This is a genomic window from Nocardia nova NBRC 15556 (assembly GCF_001613005.1).
Lineage (GTDB): Bacteria > Actinomycetota > Actinomycetes > Mycobacteriales > Mycobacteriaceae > Nocardia > Nocardia nova.
Map to the genome: position 1 here is coordinate 1 of NZ_BDBN01000057.1, position 19,486 is coordinate 19,486.

26 protein-coding genes are annotated in these 19,486 nt (G+C 67.8%); 14 read left to right on the forward strand and 12 right to left on the reverse strand.

What is annotated here, in order from left to right:
- On the forward strand, nucleotides 1-2,852 hold a 2,852-nt coding region (locus tag NN2_RS22050; protein WP_063015776.1), incomplete at its 5' end, for an SbcC/MukB-like Walker B domain-containing protein.
- Nucleotides 2,853-2,895: 43 nt separating this feature from the next.
- Here NN2_RS22050 and NN2_RS22055 read toward each other — a convergent pair.
- Together NN2_RS22055 and NN2_RS22060 are read right to left on the reverse strand one after the other, a co-directional pair.
- Nucleotides 2,896-3,138, reverse strand: a complete 243-nt coding sequence (locus NN2_RS22055) for a hypothetical protein (protein WP_064901890.1) — start codon at nucleotides 3,136-3,138, stop codon at nucleotides 2,896-2,898.
- Between the two features lie 219 nt (nucleotides 3,139-3,357).
- Nucleotides 3,358-3,846: a M15 family metallopeptidase gene (locus tag NN2_RS22060; protein WP_063015778.1), complete on the reverse strand. Its 489-nt coding sequence runs from the start codon at nucleotides 3,844-3,846 to the stop codon at nucleotides 3,358-3,360.
- A gap of 159 nt (nucleotides 3,847-4,005) precedes the next feature.
- Between NN2_RS22060 and NN2_RS22065 the strand changes: the two genes are divergently transcribed.
- Nucleotides 4,006-4,590, forward strand: a complete 585-nt coding sequence (locus NN2_RS22065) for an NADPH-dependent FMN reductase (protein ID WP_063015779.1) — start codon at nucleotides 4,006-4,008, stop codon at nucleotides 4,588-4,590.
- 10 nt (nucleotides 4,591-4,600) lie between these two features.
- On the forward strand, nucleotides 4,601-5,068 hold the full coding sequence (locus NN2_RS22070; protein ID WP_063015780.1) for a YybH family protein: 468 nt from the start codon (nucleotides 4,601-4,603) through the stop codon (nucleotides 5,066-5,068).
- A 15-nt stretch (nucleotides 5,069-5,083) separates the two neighbouring features.
- Here NN2_RS22070 and NN2_RS22075 read toward each other — a convergent pair whose 3' ends face one another.
- On the reverse strand, nucleotides 5,084-5,542 hold the full coding sequence (locus NN2_RS22075; protein WP_063015781.1) for a MarR family transcriptional regulator: 459 nt from the start codon (nucleotides 5,540-5,542) through the stop codon (nucleotides 5,084-5,086).
- A 95-nt stretch (nucleotides 5,543-5,637) separates the two neighbouring features.
- On the opposite strand from NN2_RS22075, the gene NN2_RS22080 reads away from it, so the two are divergent.
- A complete protein-coding gene (locus tag NN2_RS22080) occupies nucleotides 5,638-6,030 on the forward strand; it encodes a hypothetical protein (RefSeq protein WP_030518359.1) in 393 nt (130 codons plus the stop codon).
- A 32-nt stretch (nucleotides 6,031-6,062) separates the two neighbouring features.
- Here the strand turns inward: NN2_RS22080 and NN2_RS22085 are convergent, their stop codons facing one another.
- Nucleotides 6,063-7,214 (reverse strand): serine hydrolase domain-containing protein, encoded by a 1,152-nt coding sequence (locus NN2_RS22085; protein WP_063015782.1) that lies wholly within the window; start codon nucleotides 7,212-7,214, stop codon nucleotides 6,063-6,065.
- 165 nt (nucleotides 7,215-7,379) lie between these two features.
- Here NN2_RS22085 and NN2_RS37830 point away from each other — a divergent pair, with 165 nt between their 5' ends.
- Nucleotides 7,380-7,607, forward strand: a complete 228-nt coding sequence (locus tag NN2_RS37830) for a hypothetical protein (RefSeq protein ID WP_169812432.1) — start codon at nucleotides 7,380-7,382, stop codon at nucleotides 7,605-7,607.
- A gap of 6 nt (nucleotides 7,608-7,613) precedes the next feature.
- Here the strand turns inward: NN2_RS37830 and NN2_RS37340 are convergent, their stop codons facing one another.
- The 3 genes from NN2_RS37340 to NN2_RS22100 are packed head-to-tail and all read right to left on the reverse strand — an operon-like array spanning nucleotide 7,614 to nucleotide 8,523.
- A complete protein-coding gene (locus NN2_RS37340; RefSeq protein WP_146098585.1) occupies nucleotides 7,614-7,826 on the reverse strand; it encodes a hypothetical protein in 213 nt (70 codons plus the stop codon).
- Nucleotides 7,819-8,166 (reverse strand): hypothetical protein, encoded by a 348-nt coding sequence (locus tag NN2_RS22095; protein ID WP_063015784.1) that lies wholly within the window; start codon nucleotides 8,164-8,166, stop codon nucleotides 7,819-7,821. Before NN2_RS22095 ends, NN2_RS37340 begins: the two co-directional genes overlap by 8 nt.
- A 3-nt stretch (nucleotides 8,167-8,169) precedes the next feature.
- Entirely contained in the window at nucleotides 8,170-8,523 is a 354-nt protein-coding gene (locus NN2_RS22100) for a hypothetical protein (RefSeq protein ID WP_063015785.1), read from the reverse strand.
- A 337-nt stretch (nucleotides 8,524-8,860) separates the two neighbouring features.
- Between NN2_RS22100 and NN2_RS22105 the strand changes: the two genes are divergently transcribed.
- Both NN2_RS22105 and NN2_RS22110 read left to right on the forward strand, forming a co-directional pair.
- Complete coding sequence (locus NN2_RS22105; RefSeq protein ID WP_063015786.1) at nucleotides 8,861-9,730, forward strand: helix-turn-helix domain-containing protein; 870 nt, start codon at nucleotides 8,861-8,863, stop codon at nucleotides 9,728-9,730.
- Complete coding sequence (locus tag NN2_RS22110; RefSeq protein ID WP_063015787.1) at nucleotides 9,727-9,939, forward strand: DUF397 domain-containing protein; 213 nt, start codon at nucleotides 9,727-9,729, stop codon at nucleotides 9,937-9,939. The genes NN2_RS22105 and NN2_RS22110 overlap by 4 nt, the downstream gene beginning before the upstream one ends.
- Before the next feature lie 308 nt (nucleotides 9,940-10,247).
- Here the strand turns inward: NN2_RS22110 and NN2_RS22115 are convergent, their stop codons facing one another.
- Together NN2_RS22115 and NN2_RS22120 are read right to left on the reverse strand one after the other, a co-directional pair.
- Nucleotides 10,248-10,667 (reverse strand): MerR family transcriptional regulator, encoded by a 420-nt coding sequence (locus NN2_RS22115; RefSeq protein ID WP_063015788.1) that lies wholly within the window; start codon nucleotides 10,665-10,667, stop codon nucleotides 10,248-10,250.
- Nucleotides 10,664-10,999, reverse strand: coding sequence for a hypothetical protein (locus NN2_RS22120; protein ID WP_063015789.1), 336 nt, complete (start codon nucleotides 10,997-10,999; stop codon nucleotides 10,664-10,666). The genes NN2_RS22115 and NN2_RS22120 overlap by 4 nt, the downstream gene beginning before the upstream one ends.
- 115 nt (nucleotides 11,000-11,114) lie before the next feature.
- Between NN2_RS22120 and NN2_RS22125 the strand changes: the two genes are divergently transcribed.
- The 3 genes from NN2_RS22125 to NN2_RS22135 all read left to right on the forward strand — a co-directional run bounded on the left by NN2_RS22125 (nucleotide 11,115) and on the right by NN2_RS22135 (nucleotide 13,096).
- Nucleotides 11,115-11,450 (forward strand): ArsR/SmtB family transcription factor, encoded by a 336-nt coding sequence (locus tag NN2_RS22125; RefSeq protein ID WP_063015790.1) that lies wholly within the window; start codon nucleotides 11,115-11,117, stop codon nucleotides 11,448-11,450.
- A complete protein-coding gene (locus NN2_RS22130; RefSeq protein ID WP_063015791.1) occupies nucleotides 11,450-12,163 on the forward strand; it encodes a cation efflux transmembrane domain-containing protein in 714 nt (237 codons plus the stop codon). Before NN2_RS22125 ends, NN2_RS22130 begins: the two co-directional genes overlap by 1 nt.
- Nucleotides 12,164-12,364: 201 nt before the next feature.
- Nucleotides 12,365-13,096 (forward strand): dienelactone hydrolase family protein, encoded by a 732-nt coding sequence (locus tag NN2_RS22135; RefSeq protein ID WP_063015792.1) that lies wholly within the window; start codon nucleotides 12,365-12,367, stop codon nucleotides 13,094-13,096.
- 246 nt (nucleotides 13,097-13,342) lie between these two features.
- Here the strand turns inward: NN2_RS22135 and NN2_RS22140 are convergent, their stop codons facing one another.
- Both NN2_RS22140 and NN2_RS22145 read right to left on the reverse strand, forming a co-directional pair.
- Complete coding sequence (locus NN2_RS22140) at nucleotides 13,343-13,837, reverse strand: hypothetical protein (RefSeq protein ID WP_063015793.1); 495 nt, start codon at nucleotides 13,835-13,837, stop codon at nucleotides 13,343-13,345.
- Between the two features lie 174 nt (nucleotides 13,838-14,011).
- Entirely contained in the window at nucleotides 14,012-14,227 is a 216-nt protein-coding gene (locus tag NN2_RS22145; RefSeq protein ID WP_245007356.1) for an NAD(P)-dependent oxidoreductase, read from the reverse strand.
- Between the two features lie 350 nt (nucleotides 14,228-14,577).
- Between NN2_RS22145 and NN2_RS22150 the strand changes: the two genes are divergently transcribed.
- The 4 genes from NN2_RS22150 (at nucleotide 14,578) to NN2_RS22165 (ending at nucleotide 18,312) form a co-directional block, all read left to right on the forward strand.
- Nucleotides 14,578-15,120 (forward strand): YceI family protein, encoded by a 543-nt coding sequence (locus NN2_RS22150; protein ID WP_063015794.1) that lies wholly within the window; start codon nucleotides 14,578-14,580, stop codon nucleotides 15,118-15,120.
- Between the two features lie 99 nt (nucleotides 15,121-15,219).
- Entirely contained in the window at nucleotides 15,220-16,104 is an 885-nt protein-coding gene (locus NN2_RS22155) for an alpha/beta fold hydrolase (RefSeq protein ID WP_063015795.1), read from the forward strand.
- Between the two features lie 106 nt (nucleotides 16,105-16,210).
- Nucleotides 16,211-17,392, forward strand: a complete 1,182-nt coding sequence (locus tag NN2_RS22160; RefSeq protein WP_063015826.1) for an NAD(P)/FAD-dependent oxidoreductase — start codon at nucleotides 16,211-16,213, stop codon at nucleotides 17,390-17,392.
- Entirely contained in the window at nucleotides 17,389-18,312 is a 924-nt protein-coding gene (locus NN2_RS22165; RefSeq protein ID WP_063015796.1) for a sigma-70 family RNA polymerase sigma factor, read from the forward strand. Before NN2_RS22160 ends, NN2_RS22165 begins: the two co-directional genes overlap by 4 nt.
- Nucleotides 18,313-18,455: 143 nt before the next feature.
- On the opposite strand, the gene NN2_RS22170 is transcribed toward NN2_RS22165, so the two are convergent.
- The gene (locus NN2_RS22170; protein ID WP_063015797.1) at nucleotides 18,456-19,343 is read right to left on the reverse strand and encodes an LLM class flavin-dependent oxidoreductase; all 888 of its coding nucleotides are present in this window, start codon (nucleotides 19,341-19,343) and stop codon (nucleotides 18,456-18,458) included.
- Nucleotides 19,344-19,486 lie beyond the last annotated feature (143 nt).

Consider the following 19,486-nt stretch of genomic DNA (forward strand, 5'->3'; position numbering starts at 1 on the left):
GTGCGGCCCGCCGGCGCGACACCGCGGCCGCCGAATTGGCCGAGGCGGAGGCCGCGGTGGCGCTGGCACGCGCGAATACCGCTGCCTCCCTGCGTAGTTGGTGGAACACCCACGGTGAGCTGTACTCACCCGTGGCCGCCGGATTGTTCGAGGCGCTCGACGCCGCGCTCGCCGAGGCCGGCGGCGACGATGCGCCGCCGCTGCCGCAGGTGCTGGCCGAGCACACCGAATCGCTCACCGAGTCGCTGCGGGATCGCCGCCGTCTGGCCCGCGCGAGCGCCGATCAGGCTCGCGATCGCACCACGGCGCTGCGTGCCGAACAGCAGCGGGTCGCGGCCGAACAGGACGACGCGCCCCCGTCCCCGCAGAGCCGCGCCGAGGCCCGGACGACGCGTCCCGGCGCACCGCTGTGGCGGCTGGTGCGTTTCGCCGACGACATCGATGCCGCGCGAGCCGCCGGGATCGAGGCGGCTTTACAGGCCGCGGGCTTGCTCGACGCCTGGGTCGGTGCGAATGACGAGGCGCCGCAGGCTGATTCGGACACCTTCCTGACGCCGCTCCCGCCCACCGCCCGGCCCGACGGTCCCACTCTCGCGCAGGTGCTGGTCGTCGAGGACGGTGTCGGCGACGATGCCGATTCGCCGATCGCTACGGTCTCGCGCACCCACCTCACCGATATCCTGGCCTCTATCGCATTGAGCGACAACGGCTCCCACGTCGGCGACCTCGTTGCCGTCGGCGGTGACGGCGGTTTCCGGCAGGGTGTCCAGATCGGCCGCCACCACAAGCCGCAGGCCGAATTCATCGGCGCCACCGCCCGGGCCCGACGCCGGGAGCGGCGCCTGGCCGAGTTGGCCGAGGAGATCGCCGCCGCCGAACAGACCGAACAGACCGCTCGTGCGGACGCCGATGAGGCCTCCGGCGAGTTGGCCCGGCTGGCGGCCGCCGCGAAGGACTTGCCGCGCAGCAGTGCGGTGATCGCCGCGCTGCGTTCGGTGTCCGAGGCGGCGGGAGTTCTGCGCTCGCATACTGAGGCGGCGGCGCAGGCCGAACACGATCTGGACCAGGCGGTCGCGGCGTTCACCGCGGCCGACAAGAAGGTGCGCGCGGTCGCCGCCTCCCGCAACGCGCCTCGCGACCCCGCGGAGCTGGACGCGCTCGCCGCGGCCGTCCGCCATTTCGAGAACACCGGCACCGCCCTGCTGCGGCTGCGCGGCGACCAGCAACGCGAGGCCGAACGCGCCCGCGAGGCCAGCGACCGGCTCGCCGAATCCCGCGATCTGGCCGAGGCTTTCGCCGAGGAGGCCGAAGCCGCGCGGGCCGGGTACGAGGAACAGTTGCGCAAACTCGAGACGCTGCGTGAGGCGCTGGGCGCCGACGCCGCCGATATCGACCGCGAACTCGAGCAGGCCCGCGAGCGCATCGACGCCGCCCGCGCCGAACAGCGGGCCGCTCGCAAGGCCGCCGCCGAGGCGATCGAAGCGGTCGGTTCGGCCGAGGGCGCCTATCGCGCCGCCCACGAGTCGCTCGGCACCGCGCTGACCGAATTGCTCACCGACGTGCGGCAACTCGCGCCCTACGCGCGGCCCGATCTGCTCTCGCTGCTGGGCGCGCCCACCGAGAGCCGGTGGCCGAGTTCGCCGGCGGCCTGGTCGACGGCCGATCAGCTGCTGTATCGCATCGAATCCGGCGGGCCGGAGAACGAGACCGCCGTCCTGCCCGTCGAGGTGCACGAGTTGTTCGACAACCTCTGCGCCGCCACCACTTCCGTGCGCGCCGGGGAGTCCGCCCGCAAGTCGACCCGCAGCGCGGTGACCGCGGCGCTGCAGGAATTCGACGCCGCACTGGCCTCCGCGCGCCAGGACTACCGCCTGCAATGGGACGCGGCCGACGGCCTGACCGTGGTCCAGGTGCACGACGACAACGGGATGGCGGCACTGGCCGATTTCGCCGACCGCATCGCCGCGGCTCGCGCCGATCAGGAACTGCTGCTGACCGATGCCGAGCGGCGTATTCTCGAGGACGCGCTGCTGACCGGGCTGGCGCAGCAGATCCACGAACGCACCTGCGACGCCCGCGATCTCATCGCCCGGATGGGCACGGAGATGAAGCAGCGGCGCATGTCCTCGGGCAACACCATCGGGGTGCACTGGGTGCTGGCGGACAATCTGTCGGAGTCGGCGCGCGCGGTGTGCAAACTGCTGGACCGCGCCGCTGCCGATCTGGGTCCCGACGAGTTGGCCACTGTGCGTGCGCATTTCGCCGCCGAGATCCGGGCGGCACGCGCGGCGCATCCGGAACGGTCCTATCCGGAGATTCTGGCCACCACGCTGGACTACCGGACGTGGCGGGTGTTCTCGTTCACCCTGGTGACCGCCGACGGCTCCGAGGTTCGGCTCACCGTCGCCCGGCACAGCGCGCTCTCGGGTGGCGAACAGTCGGTGTCACTGCATCTTCCGCTGTTCGCCGCCGCGCACGTGATGCTGGATTCGGCCGATCCGCAGGCGCCGCGACTGCTCGCACTGGACGAGGCGTTCGCCGGCGTCGACGACAACGGTCGCAGCGAATTGCTCGGCCTGTCGGTCGATTTCGATCTCGACCTGTTCATGACCGGCTACGACCTGTGGATCACCTACGATCACGTGCCCGCGTGCGCGCATTACGACCTCGCGCATTCGGCCGCCGAGAACACCGTCAGCGCGACGCTGCTGGTATGGGATTCCTCGGCGCTGCTGGCCGAACACGACGGCTCCGATCTGACCACCGCCCTGGGCTCGCCCAACCGGCGCCGCACCCCGCATACCGTCGAGGGCGGCATCACTTTCGACGAGGCGCTGGAACCGACCAGCTAAACCAAATTCGTTGCGCGCCAGGCATATTCGCGCCCGGCGCGGCTCACCGGTCGCCGAAGGTGACCGACAGCGTATCCCGGTCGCCGGGTGCGACCACGACGGTCAGCGGCGGATCGGGAATCGGCCGGTCGGAGGCGGCGTAGCCGACCCAGCCGGTGCCGACGAAGACCGCGATCAGCAGGGCGGTGGGCAGTTCCGGCAGCAGCCATCCGCACGGTATGGAGGACAGACCGGTCTCGGGGATCAGCTGGACCGTGGGTATGTCCGGTCCGGTCTCGCTGTGCACCGCATTGCCACGTATCGCACCGCTCCGCCGTACCGGAACCCGCCCTTGCACCCGAACCTCCATCGCTTCGAGCGTCCCGGCCCGTCTGCCGGGAAACCGCCAGACATTTACAGTGCCCCATCCGCGAGTGCGCCACACCGGTATTGGACAGGACAATCGGCGTGTCTCCGAAAGTTTGCTGAATACCGATTGGTAGCTATCCGATTCGCGAGTTTCGCGCTACCGGTGCGGACGGACACTGGCGTCGGGCCACCGGGGCGGGCAGGCGCCACCGGGGAAGGTCTGCAACTCGAAGTGCCACCACTCGTTGTCGAACGTCCGGCACAGCCCCCACCGATTTCCGTTGTCCTGCATCCACTGCGCGCCCTGCTGCGGGCCGACGTCGATGGCCTTACCGGTTACGTGCGTGGATTCGTCCGGCGGCAGCACCCACCGCCGCGCGGCGTCGGGACCGCCGTAGGTGGCGATGCCCTGCTCCCACAGCTGTTCCTGTTCCTCGCGGGTGCGATGCCCGGACACGATCTCGAGCGGAACACCCTGCTGGTGGGCCTGGCTTTCGGCCATCGTGTAGGCGGCGGCCAGCAGCGGATCCAGTCCCTCGGTGCCGGCGGCGAACGCGGTATGGGCGGGTTCGGCCAGACCCGGTCCGGCGGCACCGGCCAGCGCCACACCGACCACCACGGCTGTACCGGCAAGTCCTCGCAGCATGAAACCGATCGTAACCAGCGCCGATCCCCACACCGCGCAACCGGGTGCCGGCCCACCGTCACGCCCGCGAGCCGCCGGGCACGACCATCGCCTGACATTCCGGGCGGCTGCGTCGTCGAAAGGACGTACCAGTTTTTCAGCCATCCAGGAGCTCCGGACATGACCAGAATCGGCATCATCCTCGGCAGTACCCGCCCCAACCGCAACGGTGCCCAGATCGCGCAGTGGGTTCTGGACTCGGCATCGCGTCGCGGCGATGCCGAATTCGAACTGATCGATCTGCGCGATCACCCGCTGCCGCATCTGGACGAGCCGGTGCCGCCGATGTTCGGCCCCTCGGTGCACGCGCACACCCGGGCGTGGGCCGAGCGGATCGCAGCGTTCGACGGTTTCGTGCTGGTGACCCCCGAATACAACGGCGGGATGCCGGGGGTGCTGAAGAACGCCCTCGATCACGTCTTCGCCGAGTGGGTCGACAAGGCGGTCGGATTCGTCTCCTACGGCGCGAACGGTGGCGCCCGCGCGGTTGTGCAGCTGCGGGCGGTCTGCAGCTCGCTGGGGATGGCCGATGTGGGCTATCAGGTCTCGATCTCGGTGCTCACCGATTTCGAGAACCACACCACCTTCACCCCGCGGGACCATCACGCCGCCGCGCTGGACAAAACGCTGGACCAAGTCGTCGCGTGGAGCACCGCGCTGGCCCCGCTGCGGGCCGGCGCCGAAACCACTCTCGCCAATTCCTGAGGAGCCGAACATGACCGTATCCAACGATTTTCAGTCCCGCGCCGACCGGCTCGCGGCCGACGAAGCCGAGATCCGCCGCCAGATCGACCGGGTGGTCGACGGACTGCGCGCCAAGGATCTCGACGCCGTGCGGCAGGCGTACGCGACCGACGTCGTGTCCTTCGATGTCGAACCGCCACTCCAGCACGTCGGGATCACCGCGAAACTCGACAACTGGGCCAAGGTTTTCCTGTTCTTCGAGGACGTGGACTACGAGATTCGCGATCTGACGTTCACCGTGGGCGAGGACGTGGCATTCGGGCACGCCTTCGCCCGGCTGCACGGCACGATGAAGAACGGGGTGGCCAACAGCGGTATGTGGGTCCGGGTCACCTACGGAATGCGCAAGATCGACGGCACCTGGCTGATCGTGCACGACCAGGTGTCGGTGCCCTTCGACATCGCGAGCGGCACCGGGGTCGTCGATCTCGAGCCCTGACAGGCACTTTCGACGTCAGCTGGCGGAGACCGCTTCCTCGTAGGCGCGCAGCGTCGCGATGACCAGGGCCCGCTGCTCCGCGGTCAGCGGGCCCAGCGCGGCGCGCCACCCCCGATCCGCGCCACCGAGCCAGTCCGCCACCGCCTTTCGGTGCGCGCCGGCGATCGCGACGAGGGTGCGCCGCCGGTCGTTGTCGTCGGTGCGGCGTTCCAGGACGCCCTGGCGGCTGAGGTCGGCGATCATCAGGCTCACGGTGGTCGGCGCCACCTCCAGTCGCCTCGCCAGCTCGTTGACCGTGAGCGGCCCGTCGAACAGCACGTACGTCAACAACGACAGATGGCGCGGCGCCAGATCGAACGATCGCAGGGCGTCGGGCACCGGCAGGCGTTTCGCCCGGCCGACCAGTCGCGGCATGAGCAGCACCATCGCCCGGACGCTCTCGTCCAGGGACAGCCCGTCGTGCTCCGTTGACATACCCTTCTCCCTCAAATACCTTTGCTTTCAAAGCTAAATTGCCGAACAGGCCCATCGTCCCATGTGGACAACTGCCCCCTTCTCGGAGGAGAACGATGACCGATCCCGCCCGGCTCCGCGCGCTGACCATCGGATTGCATCCACGAGCGCTGGACTACAGTCGCCTTCCCGATCTGGACGAGGAGCAACTCACCGCCAGGGTCGACGCCGCCAATGCCGCGCTGCGCGATACCGAATTCGATATCACACCGTGCCTTGTCTCCGCGTCGCCCGACGAGGCCGAGAACGACATCCGCGCGGTGCTGGCGACCCGGTCGTTCGACCTCGTCATGGTGGGCGGGGCGGTGCGAGCCATACCCGAGCACACCCTGCTCTTCGAGCGCGTGGTCAATCTCCTCGCCGAGGCGGCGCCGGGAATCCGGTTCTGCTTCAACACCTCACCGGAGACCACCCTCGACGCCCTCCGCAGAGCGGCCGCATTCGCCTGAATCCTGCCGGCGGCGAAGCCTTCCGGCAACGATCACAGGGAGTCGTAGACGGCGGCGACCAGGTCGTAGGCTCGCCGGTCACCGGCGAGCCAGTCACGGCGCAGATTCGGAACGAAGGCGATCGCCACCCGGTTGTCGACATCACCAATGCCGATCGAGCCGCCCGCGCCGGGATGTCCGAACGCGGTGGGTGCCGCGGCGTCCGGCAGCACGAAATTCTGCGACGGCAGCATGTATCCCCAGCCGAACGCCGTCTCGAGTTGCAGCACCGCGTCCACCCCGCGCACCCGCTCCCGCGCGGCCTCGGCGAGGACCGCCTGCGGCAGCAGCGTTCCCGCGACGAGGTCACGATAGAAGCCGGCGAGAGCGCGAGCTGTGACGACCAGACCCGACGCCGGCCACCCACCCGCCAGCACATCCGAATTATTGTATGCCGCAGCGGGATTGGACGAGGAGCGCATCAGCAGCGAATCCGGATCGCGATACGCCTCTGCCACGCGGGCCGCCGCGTCCGCATCGATCGGCCCGCTGTCGTCGGTCCACACCATCTCAGCGGCGGGCGGGCGGGCCAGGCGCGCCGCTCGAGCGGCCTCGTCGGCGGAAACACCGATGCGCAGATCCGCACCGAAGTGGCCGCGCACATACTCACCGACCGTCGACCGGGTATGGCGGCGTACGAATTCGCCCACCAGCCAGCCGAAAGTCAATGCGTGATAACCGTGTTCGCTACCCGGACGCCACATCGGGCGCTGCGCCGCGAGGGTGCGTGCCATCAGTTCCGCGTCAGCGGCCTCGGCCACCGTGATCGGCTGCTCGAAGACGGGCAGCCCGGCGCGATGGGTCAGCATGTCGGCGAGTGTCGTGGATTCCTTGCCGGCGACCGCGTACTCGGGCCACCACCCTGCGACCGGCTCGTCCGGGTCGATGCCGAGGTCGTGCGCGACGGCGAGAGCCGCCGTCGCGGTGACCGCTTTCGTGCAGGAGAAGACGACGCAGGCCGTGTCCTGCTCCCACGCCCGCCCGGTGCGTTCGTCGGCGACACCACCCCACAGATCCACCACAGCGCGCCCGTCGACACACACCGCCACGGAGGCGCCCAGATCGCGCCCCTCGCCCAGGTTGGCGGCAAACACCTCGCGGACCGCCTCGAAGGCCGGATCCACCCATCCCTGTACGCCGGTCATCACAGAATTAGAACACGTTACAGAGACTGTCGCCGGTGTTCGCCGCCGAACCCGGCGCACCGGGGCGAAATGCGCGGCGGCGTGTCGCTCTGCCGCGAGTCCGAATCACCCGATAGCGTGCGAAGCGGTCGTGTGCTCTGCCGGCCCGACGACGAGGAGGCAGTCATGGCTCTTCCGCTGACCGCGAACACCCTGGTGCCGCTGGCCGCCGCACTGGGGGCGAGCGCACTGGTCGCAGTCGCCTCCCTGGCGCCGGGACGAACCCGGAGGATCCCCGCGCAGGCCGACGAGGTGACCCGGCGGCGCCTGGTGCGCCAAGGTGGCGTCGCACCCACCGGCCGGCACCGGGCGGGACGAGCTCGGTGGCGTGCGGCCACATCGACGTCGCGATAGGACGGATCACGAATCGAGCCATTGTTCGATCGCGTTCAGTTCAGCGGTGCAGAAGACCTCTTCCCCGCTTTCCCTGTCCAGCAGTTTCCATTCCGGTTGCGGGCGGACGCTGCGGAGGAGAACGTAGCCGGCGGTTTCGGCGCGCGCGGTGAGCTCGGGAATGCGTTCCGGCATCGGATCTGCTTGCGCTGCCGAGGTATTCGTCTCACGATCACTCATCGTCGTCGCTCCTGAGGGTGTTCGGGCGGGTGGAATCGGGACGAATGCGACCGGCGGCGACCAGCGCGGCGAAGGCCTCACGCTTGCGCGGGCAGTCGTGATCGCGATGCATCTGCATCCAGTGGTGAGCCTCGGCCGTAGTGAAGGACCGGGCGGGCGGGGCACAGCTCCAGTCCGTGAGCCGAGCGATCGGCGACCTGGAGTTCGCGCCGTTCCATCGCTCGACGTGCCCGGTACGCGGAGAATCATCGCTCGGCCAGAAGCATCCGACAGCGAGCAGCACGACGCCGCACCCCGCCAGCACTGTGACGACGCTCGACAGGGCGTTCCACGTTCCCATCGCTCACCGGTCACGAATGGTGTTGGGGTACAGATCGTTCGCGAGTTCGCTCAGCCCGGCGAGCACCTGCTGGAAGGTTTCGATCGGCACGCCGCGCTGTCGCGGTAGACCGGAAAGGTCACTGCCGACCGGGAATTCGATGCCGCGCCGATGCGCACGCTCGCGCGGGCTCAACCGCGGCGGCTCGATCCGCCGGACATGCACCAGGGTCCGATAGGCAACCTGTTTCCACGCGCACAGTTCGATACGGCAGTTCCGGTGATGCTGCATCAGATGGTGGGCCAGTTCGATCTGCGAGAGATCGCAGATATCCGGTAGCGCGAGGAGAGCATCCTCGTCGATCGGCGAGTGCGGCACTGGTTGCATCTCCTTCGATAACGTTGGGCTGGAACGCAATTCACGACCGGCGCTCGCCGGGCGGGTACGATTCGGCTATCATGTGCGGTAGCCGTGGCACAGGGGGCGCACTCCACCTGTAGCCGCACTAGCGATTCGTCAGGTTCCTCTGTTTGTGCCGACCGCAGGAGCGGTCATGCTTTCGCGTCGGTCGTGGTCGCAGCACCAGAACACCATCGACCGGCCTGGTCCGCGTGCGCGACATGAAATCCCGCCGGAAGTGCCGCAAAGCGCCAGGACGGATTACAGGAATCCAGAGGCACCATTTCACTTCGCAACGCATAGAAAGGGGCATTCGATGGCCGAACGCGGGGAACCGCTGTCCCTGCCGAAACGCCAGCTCGGCTACTACCTCAGGCAGGCCCGGGAGGAAACCGGCATGAGCCTGGCCGAGGCCGCGGCACATATCGGACGCTCGGCACCCACGTTGATGCGTATCGAGAAGGGGCTCACCCAGAAGCTGTCGGTTCCCGAGATCGAGGCGTACTGCCGGCTGTACGAGTTCGATGAGGAGAAGGTCGAGGCGATGAAAGGCCTTGCCCAGCAGGCCGATACACAGAACTGGTGGCACGATTACGACGATCTGATTCCGGCCGACTTCGATATCTATGTGGGGTTGGAAACCGCCGCACAGGAGATTGCGACATACCAGCCCGAACTGATCCCCGGCCTACTTCAAATCCCCGACTATGCCCGGGTCCTTTCGCGAAACGCGTTGCCGAGCGGCACGGATGACGCGATCGAACGGCATGTCCACCTCAAAATGCGACGGCAACTCCTCGTCACTCGCAAGGTCCGGCCAGTTGGATTGCAGCTCATCGTTCATGAGGCGGCTCTTCGTCGTGTCGTCGGAAGCGGCAAAGTGATGAGTTCCCAGGTGCGTTACCTGGCAGATATAAGTACGCGCGCGAATATCGACATTCGGATTCTTCCATTCACCGCCGGCGTACCGGTAGGCGAAGCGATCGGTCCATTCGTGATGCTGCGCTTCGGCCACGCCAACCACAACGTCGTGTACGCGGAAACCTACACGGGTGACCTGTATTTGGAGAAACCCGCTAGCCTCCGTCGGTACGCTGGAGCATACGAGGTCATGCAGTCTGCCGCACTGGATGCGGCACGCAGCAGGATCACGTTACGGCAGATAGCGAAGGAGCATCTAGGGTGAGCGCTGATCTATCCGGGGCGAAGTGGTTCAAGAGCAGTCGAAGCGGGGGCACGAAGGAGTGCGTCGAGGTCGCATTCCTCGACGGTGGAGCGGTCGGTGTCCGCGACTCCAAGAACCCAGGTGGCCCAGCCCTCGTGTTCACCCCCGCTGAGTGGGACGCCTTCACCAGCATCGTGGGCAACGGCGGCCTCGACGGATCACAGGCGTAGTCGACCGGCGCAGCGAGTCGGCCGGGCGGCTCGCAGTCGGTGATTCCGCACGGATCCCTGTTTCAGGAATCGGCGAGTCTGAAAAGTGTTGCGCCACAGTCCTGCTGGCACAGCAGGCCGGGCCGCCACCGGCACCGGTTCTCGCTGCCACCGGCACCGGTTCGCGGCGAGCTCCAGGCCGATCCCGCGTCCAGTACCACCGCGGGAGCGCTCGGACGGTCTACACGTAACACTGCCCCAGCGCCGATGGAGGTGGTCAGCGCGGCATCGTCGTGTCGGCATTCGCGACTGTCGATCCTCCCGATCCGCTAAGTACCGGAATCGGGCTGAAGCTCGAAAGGCACTGGGCAGGAGGGTGTCTCACTGCAGGTGAGCAGGTCCTCGCACCCGGCGGCCAACGCGGCACGCAGGGTGTCGCGGACCGCGCCGAGTTCGGCCAGTTCGGCATCGACCTCCGCAAGCTTGACGCGCGCACGGGTCCGCAATCCGGCATCGCGCCGGTGGTGGCTGGTACCGGAGAGCAGGTCGGCGACCTCGTCGAGGGTGAACCCGAGCCGCTGGGCAGCCTTGATCACCCGCAGCACCGTCACCGCTTCCTCCGGATACAGGCGGTGCCCGCCGAGGGTGCGCTGCGGTTCGGCCAGCAGGCCGCGGCGTTCGTAGTACCGCAGGGTCTGGGTGTTCACCCCGGCCGCGGCCGCGAGCTCGCCGGTGCGCAGCCCGGTCACCGCGCACCGCCGGTGATGCGGGCGGCGAATGCGTCGAGCACCGCCGTATAGGCCGGTGGGACAACGATACTCAGCACTGAACCTTCCTCGGTGGCGCCGAAGTCGAACGCGAAGAACGAGCAACAGCTACTCTCCCGCGCCGCGAGGTCCCGGGCCCGCGGCTCGGCATCGGCGGCGAGAATCAGGTCGAGCCGGTGAGGGCCCGGTCGACGAACAGCACGGACCGCCTCAGCGAGAAACCGATCGAACTCGGCCACCCGGATCGGCTGCTCGGCCGTGGGCAGGGTGCATGCCGACGGCACCCAGTCGTCCTGAAGCGGAGAAATCGTCATATGTCGACGGTAAGCCTGTACCCCGGTACCGGATGCAAGCTCGAGATTCACCCGAAGACCACCCAGCAATAATTCACTCTTTTCTGTATACAGATTTCGATGTACCGTTTATGTTATGCAGACGTTGCCTGTGGCCCACACCGATGCGCTGGCCCGCTTCGGGCACGCCCTGTCGGATGCGACCCGCACCCGGATCCTGCTGAGCCTGCGCACCGGTCCGGCCTATCCGGCGGAGATGGCCGAGCAGATCGGGGTATCTCGCCAGATTCTGTCCAATCATCTTGCGTGCCTGCGCGGATGCGGGCTGGTCGTAGCGGTCCCCGAGGGTAGGCGTAACCGTTACGAACTTGCCGACCACCGCATCGCCGCCGCCCTCGAAGACCTGCTCGGGCTGGTGCTCGCGGTCGATCCGGCCTGCTGCCCCGCCGCCGAGACCGAGGGCTGCTGCTGATGTCGCAGTCGCTGGGTATGCCGGGTGTGCCGTCGACCGTGGCGGCCGGCCCGTCGTCGCAGCGGCGTGCCGTGCTGGCGCGGCGGATCCGCTGGTTCGTGGCCGCGACCATCTCCTACAACGTCATCGAGGCGATCATCGCGCTCACCGAGGGCAGCCGGGCGTCCTCGACCGCGCTGATCGGATTCGGACTGGATTCGGTGATCGAGGTGTCTTCCGCGGCCGCGGTGGCGTGGCAGTTCGCCGGACCGAACCCGGAGGCCCGGGAGAAGATCGCGCTGCGCATCATCGCGTTCTCGTTCTTCGCACTCGCGCTCTACGTCACCGTCGACTCGATCCGCGGCCTGCTCGGAATCGGTGAAGCTCGCCACTCCCCCATCGGAATCGGTTTGGCCGCAGTCAGTTTGGTGATCATGCCCATCCTGTCGGCCGCGCAGCGACGCGCCGGTCGCGAACTGGGCTCCGCCAGCGCGGTCGCCGACTCCAAACAGACCCTGCTCTGCACCTACCTGTCCGCGGTACTGCTCGTCGGTCTGCTACTCAACGCCCTGTTCGGATGGTCGTGGGCCGATCCGATCGCCGCACTGGTCATCGCCCTGATCGCGGCGAAGGAGGGCGTGAACGCCTGGCGCGGCGACACCTGCTGCCCCACCCCGGCCGCCCTCGGCCCGCACCAGACCGACGACCACACCTGCGACTGCGAGCACCCGTGATCGCGTGTAAGTAGCCGCACATCGCCGCGAAAACCTGTTGCCGGACAACCGGGACCACTGCTATCTTTCCCGGAGCCGTGCAAGAGAACGAGGAGGTGGTACCCGTGAACGCAGTATCGACATGGGTGCTCCCCTCAGGGGTCACGGTCGGGCGATAGGTCGTCCGGGAGCGCCGCGAAAGCACTCCCGAAAGGCACGACCATGCATCTCACCTCGGAACAGCGTCTCGACGACGACGTCCTCGAACGCCGGTTCACCCTCGGCGAGATCCCCGGCATCCTGTGGACGCCGGCATCCTCCCCCGCACCCACACCGCTGATCCTGCTCGGCCATCCCGGCGGACTGGACAAGATGTATCCCCGTCTGGCGGGCCGGGCCCGGCGCGCGGTGGCGCAAGGCTACGCCGCGGCCACGATCGAACTCCCCGGCAGCGGTGACCGGCCGCGTTCCCCCGACGCCGAGCAGGCCCGCGCCGATCTGCGCCGGGCGGTTCAGGCCGGCGAACCGGTCGACGGCGAGATCGTGGACCGGCTCGTCCTACCGCTGGTCGACAAGGCGGTACCGGAATGGCGGGCCACCCTGGACGCCCTCCTGTCGCTGCCCGAGATCGGCGGGCCGGTCGGGTTCTCGGGAGGGGTGATCGCCATCGCGCTCCGGCTGGCGGTCGTCGAGCCACGCATCGTGGCTGCCGTGTTCTTCGCCGGAAGTTTCGTGCCCCGCAGCATGTTCGACGAGGCCCGGCAGGTCACCATCCCGCTGCTGGTCCTGCTGCAGTGGGACGACGAAGGAAACGATCGGCAGCAGGCCCTCGACCTGTTCGACGCCTTCGGCTCGAAGGAAAAGACGCTGCACGCCAACATGGGCGGGCACACCGGCGTCCCGCACTTCGAGGGAGACTACGGAGACCAGTTCTTCGCACGGCATATGAAGTGATGCCGCGCAGCGTCTCTCGACCTGCACCCCATGCGGTCCCGTCGGCATGTCGCTGCGCATAACCGTGCACACCGCACCGCCCTATGCGGTTTTCCGCGATTTTCATCGAGGTTTGCACGATATGTTCGGCCGAGACAGACCCGCCGCTATCGCACCAGCATCCAGTCGAATGTCGTTGCGGTGTCAGCAGTTGCCGCCACGATGACGGTAGCTCGCAGCTGACCCGACCGGCCGGCGCCGGTCGGGTCAGCATCCCCGCGAATCATGCGAGGCCGTCGGTCGGTTAGCGGGAGGGGTCCGGGTGATTTCGTTGATCGTTCGCGTCAAACGCGGCGCCGCCTGGTCGCTGTCGTGAGCCGACAAGGCTTGGTTGACGATCAGCCAATCTTCGATGTTGTCACCACCGACGTACTTGCGAAAACAGTTGTAGATCGCGTAGTAGGCGAACTCCACCGGGTCGGGGAAGGCGAGATCATCGTCTTGCAGCGCGGTGATGGGCTCGAGATACCGGTTGCCGACATCCGCGAGATCCACACCGGCCCCGGCAGAGCGAAGGGCATCGGCGGGAAGCTCGACATCCACGTGGTGCCGCATTCCGACAACCGAGTCGCGATAGCGTAGCGCGCTGGGCTTCTCCCGCACGTAACCGATCCAGGTCGGCAGCGCATCCTCGCACAGCGACAGGTGAACCCGTCGTCTGTACTCGGTTCCGAGTTGGAAGAAAAGGGCGCTCGGCGTCATGAACGACACTCTGCCAAGTGGCGCATCAGTTTTCGATCGCCGGTGCCGGCGGGCGCTCTTGCGGGGTCTCTTGGTCGATGGCGGCTCGGTCCGAAGCGGCTGTGCGCGAGCATGTTCGCACGCGCACTACCGTTGCCTTGGCCGCGTCTTCGGAAGGGCTTGCGGACCGCGGATTCAGTAGCCGACGGTGAAACGCCGCTGCACGAAGCGAGGAGTCTCGATCTCGTCGAGTAATGCGACGGCGGTGTCCTCGAACGAGATACGACTGCGGCCGTCGCGGTCGAGGACCGGCTGGTCTCCGCCCACCCGGAAGCGGGCGGTGCGCTCGCCGGGGCCGATCTGCTCGGCGGGGCTGAGATAGGTCCACAGGCGGTTCGACGTCCGCAGCACAGTCGCGCCACAGTCGCGTACACGGTGGGGTCCGCGATATCGCCGCTCTCCGCGAGCGAACCGAACCAGCTCAGCGGTGACGGGCAACGAACGTCCTGTCATGCCGCATATCGCGCCGGCGAACTCGCCCCACGACTCGGACATGCCGAAACCAACTGGGGGCAGTAATCCCGGCCCAGCGAAGCTATGACTCGCATCACAAGGTGTTATCCCGCAGTCGTGGGCGGTGTCGCGTGGGCGTGCCCGAACACAACGGCATTCGCCCACAGTCGTGGCGATCGGCAGCGGCTACGTCGCCGGCGTGGCGGCGTCGACGACCAGCCACACTCAACCAGTGAACAGGACAAACCATGACGAGCAACATCGAGTCGAGTGAACTGACCGGGAACTACGTCATCGATACCGAGCACACCCGAATCGGGTTCATCGCCCGGCACACGATGTCCACGAGGGTGCGCGGTAGCTTCGGCGAGTTCGAGGGCAACGCGCACCTGGACGGTGACCACCCGTCGAAGTCGAACGCCCAGCTCATAATTCGGGCACAGAGCCTCGACACCGGTAACAAGCGGCGCGACGATCTGGTGGCAAAGAAGTTCCTCGGTGCAGACGACCACCCGACCATCACCTTCACTCCGACCGAGGTCGAACAGACCGGCGCAACCATCCTCAGAGCCACCGGCGACCTGACTATCCGCGGCGTCGCCGCACCCGTCACCGTCGACTTCGAATCGACTGTCAGGCAACGCGATACGCGCGGGATCGTCCGGCTCGGCCTCACCGGCAGCACCACCGTCGACCGCAAGGACTGGGGCGTGCATTGGAAGGCGGCCGTCGGCATGGTCAGCCCGAAGGTCACCCTGGAATTCGACGTCGTCGCGGTGCGCCGGTCCTGAGCGACAGCGGAAACGCTTGTCCGCCATAGCAAGAGAAGGGGAAGGTAGATGAGGTCCGATGGGGCACCACAGCGGAGACGCCGGCGGTGGTGGATACTCGTGGCGGCGCCGGTCCTGCTGGTGATCGGTATGGTGGCGCCGGCCCGGGCCGATCCGGGCACGGACCCGGCGCCCGGTGAATGGCTGTATGCCGACACCCCGGCGGCGCGGTTCCACTATCGGAAAGCGGGCGAGGGACCGCCGCTCATCCTGCTGCCGGGCGGGACCCTATGGTCGTACACCTACCGCGACATCATCCCGGCGCTCGCCACAGACCACACCGTCTATGCCGTCGATCCGCCCGGCACCGGGTACACGACGCTGCACGATCCCGGCTTCGGATACGACGTGCATGCCATGGCGGATGCGTTGCGCCAGTTCGTATCCGCGGTCGGGCTGACACGTGCGTCCGTCCTCGCACATTCCCTGAACGGTTCCGTCGCGGTGGATTTCGCCGCACGGTATCCGCAACAGGTAGATCGTTTGGCACTGCTCGCGCCGCTGGTCCTCGACACCCGGCTCAACGCGAACATGCAACTGATGCGGCAGCCGGTCATCGGCGAACTGGCCACATCGGTGATGACCAGGGACATCTATCGAGCGAGCCTGCGGGACGCCTACGCGCATCCGGAAATACTCACCGAGGACCTGACCGACACGTATTGGGCCCCGCTCAGCCGTCCGGAGAATCGGACCGCCATGTGGAAGCAGCCTCGGCACCTCGATCTGGCGGCCGTACAGCGGGAGGCAAGCGAGGTCCGCGCCGACACGCTGATCCTGTGGGGTGAGAACGACCGTGTCGTCGATCCGTCGCAGGCCCAGCCGCTCGCGCGGCTGATCCCGACGTCCAGGCTGCGGATCGTCCCCGGCGCCGGACACAATGTCCACGAGGACGATCCAGCCACGGTCACAGCCGCCCTCACCGAGTTCTTCGGCCCGCACTAGCCTGCGGACGAGTTGGGCACCGGGGATGAGGATGCGATTCCGGCTGTTGCGAGGTGACGCGTGTCACGCCGTGTTACGTCGTGGGCGTTTCCGGTGTCTGATGGGCATGACTGATCACAGCGACACCACCGAAATCGTCGTCATCGGCGGCGGATACGCAGGCGTCATGGCGGCCAACCGGCTGCGCAAACGCCAGGACGTGACCGTCACGCTCGTCAATCCCCGTCCGCGCTTCGTCGAGCGTATTCGGCTCCACCAGTTCGTCGCCCGAACCCGCGATGCCGCCCTCGACTACGACACGCTGCTCGGCAACGGCGTGCGGCTGCTGGTCGACCGCGCCACCCGCATCGACACGGGTGCCCGCACTGTGCTGCTCGCATCGGGGCGTGTTCTCGACTACGACTACGTGATCTACGCCGTCGGCAGTAGCGCCGACTCGCCCACCTCCGTACCTGGCGCGGCCGAATTCGCCCACCCTATCGGCGAGTGGGAGCACGCCGAACGACTGCGGACCGCGATCGACGAATTGGCCCGGGATGCCCGGATCACCGTTGTCGGTGGCGGTCCCACCGGCATCGAAACCGCCGCCGAACTGGCTGATCAGGGCCGCGCAGTCACGCTGGTGGGTGGCGGCCGGTTGGCGCCGACGTTCCGGGAACCTGCCCGGCGCTCGGTGCTGAAATGGCTGTCCTCGAACCAGGTCGAGGTGCTCGAGGATGCGCGGGTGGCGAAGGTGTGGCCGGACGCGGTGACATTGGCGGATGGCACCGTGCTGGCCGGCGCTCTCACGATCTGGACCGCCGGATTCGGTGTGCCGGATCTCGCTGCCGACAGCGGCCTGCCCGTCGATGCGCTGGGCCGGCTACTCACGGATGAGACACTGACCAGCGTGGGCGACGATCGCATCATCGCGGCCGGTGACGCTGCCGCACCCTCGGGCCGGCCGCTGCGTATGAGCTGCCAGGCCGCCGCGCCGCTGGGTCTGCACGCCGCCGATACCGTCCTGGCACGCATCGCCGGCACCCGTCCCGGCGTGCTGAACATCGGGTTCATCGGCACCGGTATCAGCCTGGGCCGCCGCGCCGCGGCGGTGCAGTTCACCCACCGTGACGACACGGCCGGAAAACTTCACCTCGGCGGTCGCTGGGGTGTCCCGATCAAGGAGGCGGCGAGTAATGGTGCGGTGACGGGAATTCGGAAGGAAGCCCGCAAACCCGGCTCGCTCTCGATCTACAAGGGTGCCGGAAACCGGCACCCGCTGCCGGCGGCGGAGAACGTCACGCGATGACCGCCACTACCGAACACGCCGAGCGGTTCACCTTGCTGCGACCGCTGTTGTTCACGATCGCCTACGAAATCCTGGGCTCCGCGACGGAATCCGATGATGTGCTCCAGGACAGCTACTTGCACTGGTCCCGGGTGGATCTCGCGATCGTGCGGGATACCAAATCGTATCTGGCACAACTGGTGACTCAGCAGGCTCTCAACGCGGTACGGGCCGGTTCCCGCCGACGCGAGGACTACGTCGGTCCGTGGCTGCCCGAGCCGCTGCTGATCAGCGAACAGGATGCGGTCAGCGATGTGGTGCTCGCCGAATCGGTATCGATGGGGATGCTGGTGCTGCTCGAAACGCTCACTCCGGATGAGCGCGCGATCTTCGTGCTGCACGAGGTATTCGGCTTCGCCTACGACGAAATAGGTTCGGCGATAGGCAAATCCGCGACCGCGGTGCGCCAGATGGCCTACCGTGCCCGTGCCCACGTCCAAGCGCGACGCAACCGATTCGGGCCTGTCGACTCCGCCCGCACCGCCGATCTCACCGAACGGTTCCTGGCCGCGGCGACCACCGGCGACCTGTCCGGACTGCTGGCGCTACTCGCACCCGATGTCGCCTTCACCACCGACAGCGGAGGCAAGGTCAGCGCGGCCGGCCCGCGGGCGCGGGGAGCGCAGGATGTGGCCACCATTGTGATCGACGTATTCCACATGGTCGGACGGGTGCCCGGCCTGCGGCTCGAGTCGGCGACCTACAACCACACCCCTGCGATCGCGATCTACGACGGCGATCGGCAGGAGGCCGCCTGCCTACTCGAGAGCGCCGAGGGCCGGATCACCAACCTCTACATCATCCGAAATCCGGACAAACTCGCGACCCTCGCGGTCCCGCGCGCCATCACGCGCAGCGACCCGACCGTGCACAGGCCATAACGCGCCCCGGCCGGCGCCCCCCTGGGCGGGACGGCCGGCTCGGTTCGTCCACGTCGGTCGGTTACCACTCTGCCAAGTGGCGCAGGGATATCCGTTCACCCGGTTCCGGTTGGCGCTCTTACGATTTGCGCACCTTTCGCGCGTCAAGGCCGTGCGGCCACCACCTCGGACGCAACCTCGAGGAATTTCAGGTCGGTGACGGCCGGGACCAGGATGAACTCGTCACAGCCGGCCCGCTCCGCGCCGTCGAGAATGCCGGCGAGCACCTCGGGATTCGACGCGCGCGCCGACGCGGCGATCATGCCGGCCAGGTCTGGCCCGAGGAAGCCGAGGTAGCGAGCGGTGAAGGAGCGCAGCGCCTCGGACGCATCGGGGACGCCCAGCGCGGTGAAGCAGCCGCTGACCTTGCGTGGCTTCGTCGTACGACCGGCCTCGGCCCAGCATCGGTCGGCGAGCTCGCCGACCTTGGCGATCTCCTCGGCGTCGCCGGAGATGCTGAAGCCGGAGATGCCGTCGGCCCACCGCGCCGCGCGACGCATCGCCTTGGGCCCCATCGCGCCGGCGAGGATGATCGGCCCATCCGGCTGCACGCACGCCGGCCCGATCGGGTCCGCGCCCTCGAACGGGGGCTCGCCGGCCAGCAGTGACTTCAGCTCGGCGACCTTGTCGTCGAGTCGCTGGTGCCGTCGCTCGAATTCGGCGCCGAGAGCGCGGTAGTCGTGCTCGCGAGCGCCGACGCCGACGGCTACCTCGAGACGGCCGTTCGCGAGCTGGTCGAGGGTGCCGATCTGCTGGGCGACCATCGCCATCGGATGCTGTGGGAGCACCCAGAGGTTCGCCAGGACCTGCACTCGCTCGGTGACCGCGGCGCAGGCGCCCAGCGTCGCGACCATCTCCGGATTCGAGAACGTCACCCGCTCACCCACGGAGACGCTCGAAAACGGACCCGCGTCGATTCGCCGGGCCCAATCGAGCGTCGTACCCGGCCCGTAGCCGGGAGCCATCTGCGGAAGTGCGACACCGATCTTCATGGGGCGACCCTTTCAGACCCACCCGGCCCCGGTCACGCGATCCCCGATATCGCTCCGGAGCTTCACATGCGGTTCGTCCTCGACCGCGGCCGGCGCCATGGCGTTCGCAACACGACTCACGCGACCGGTCCCGGCAGAAGGCG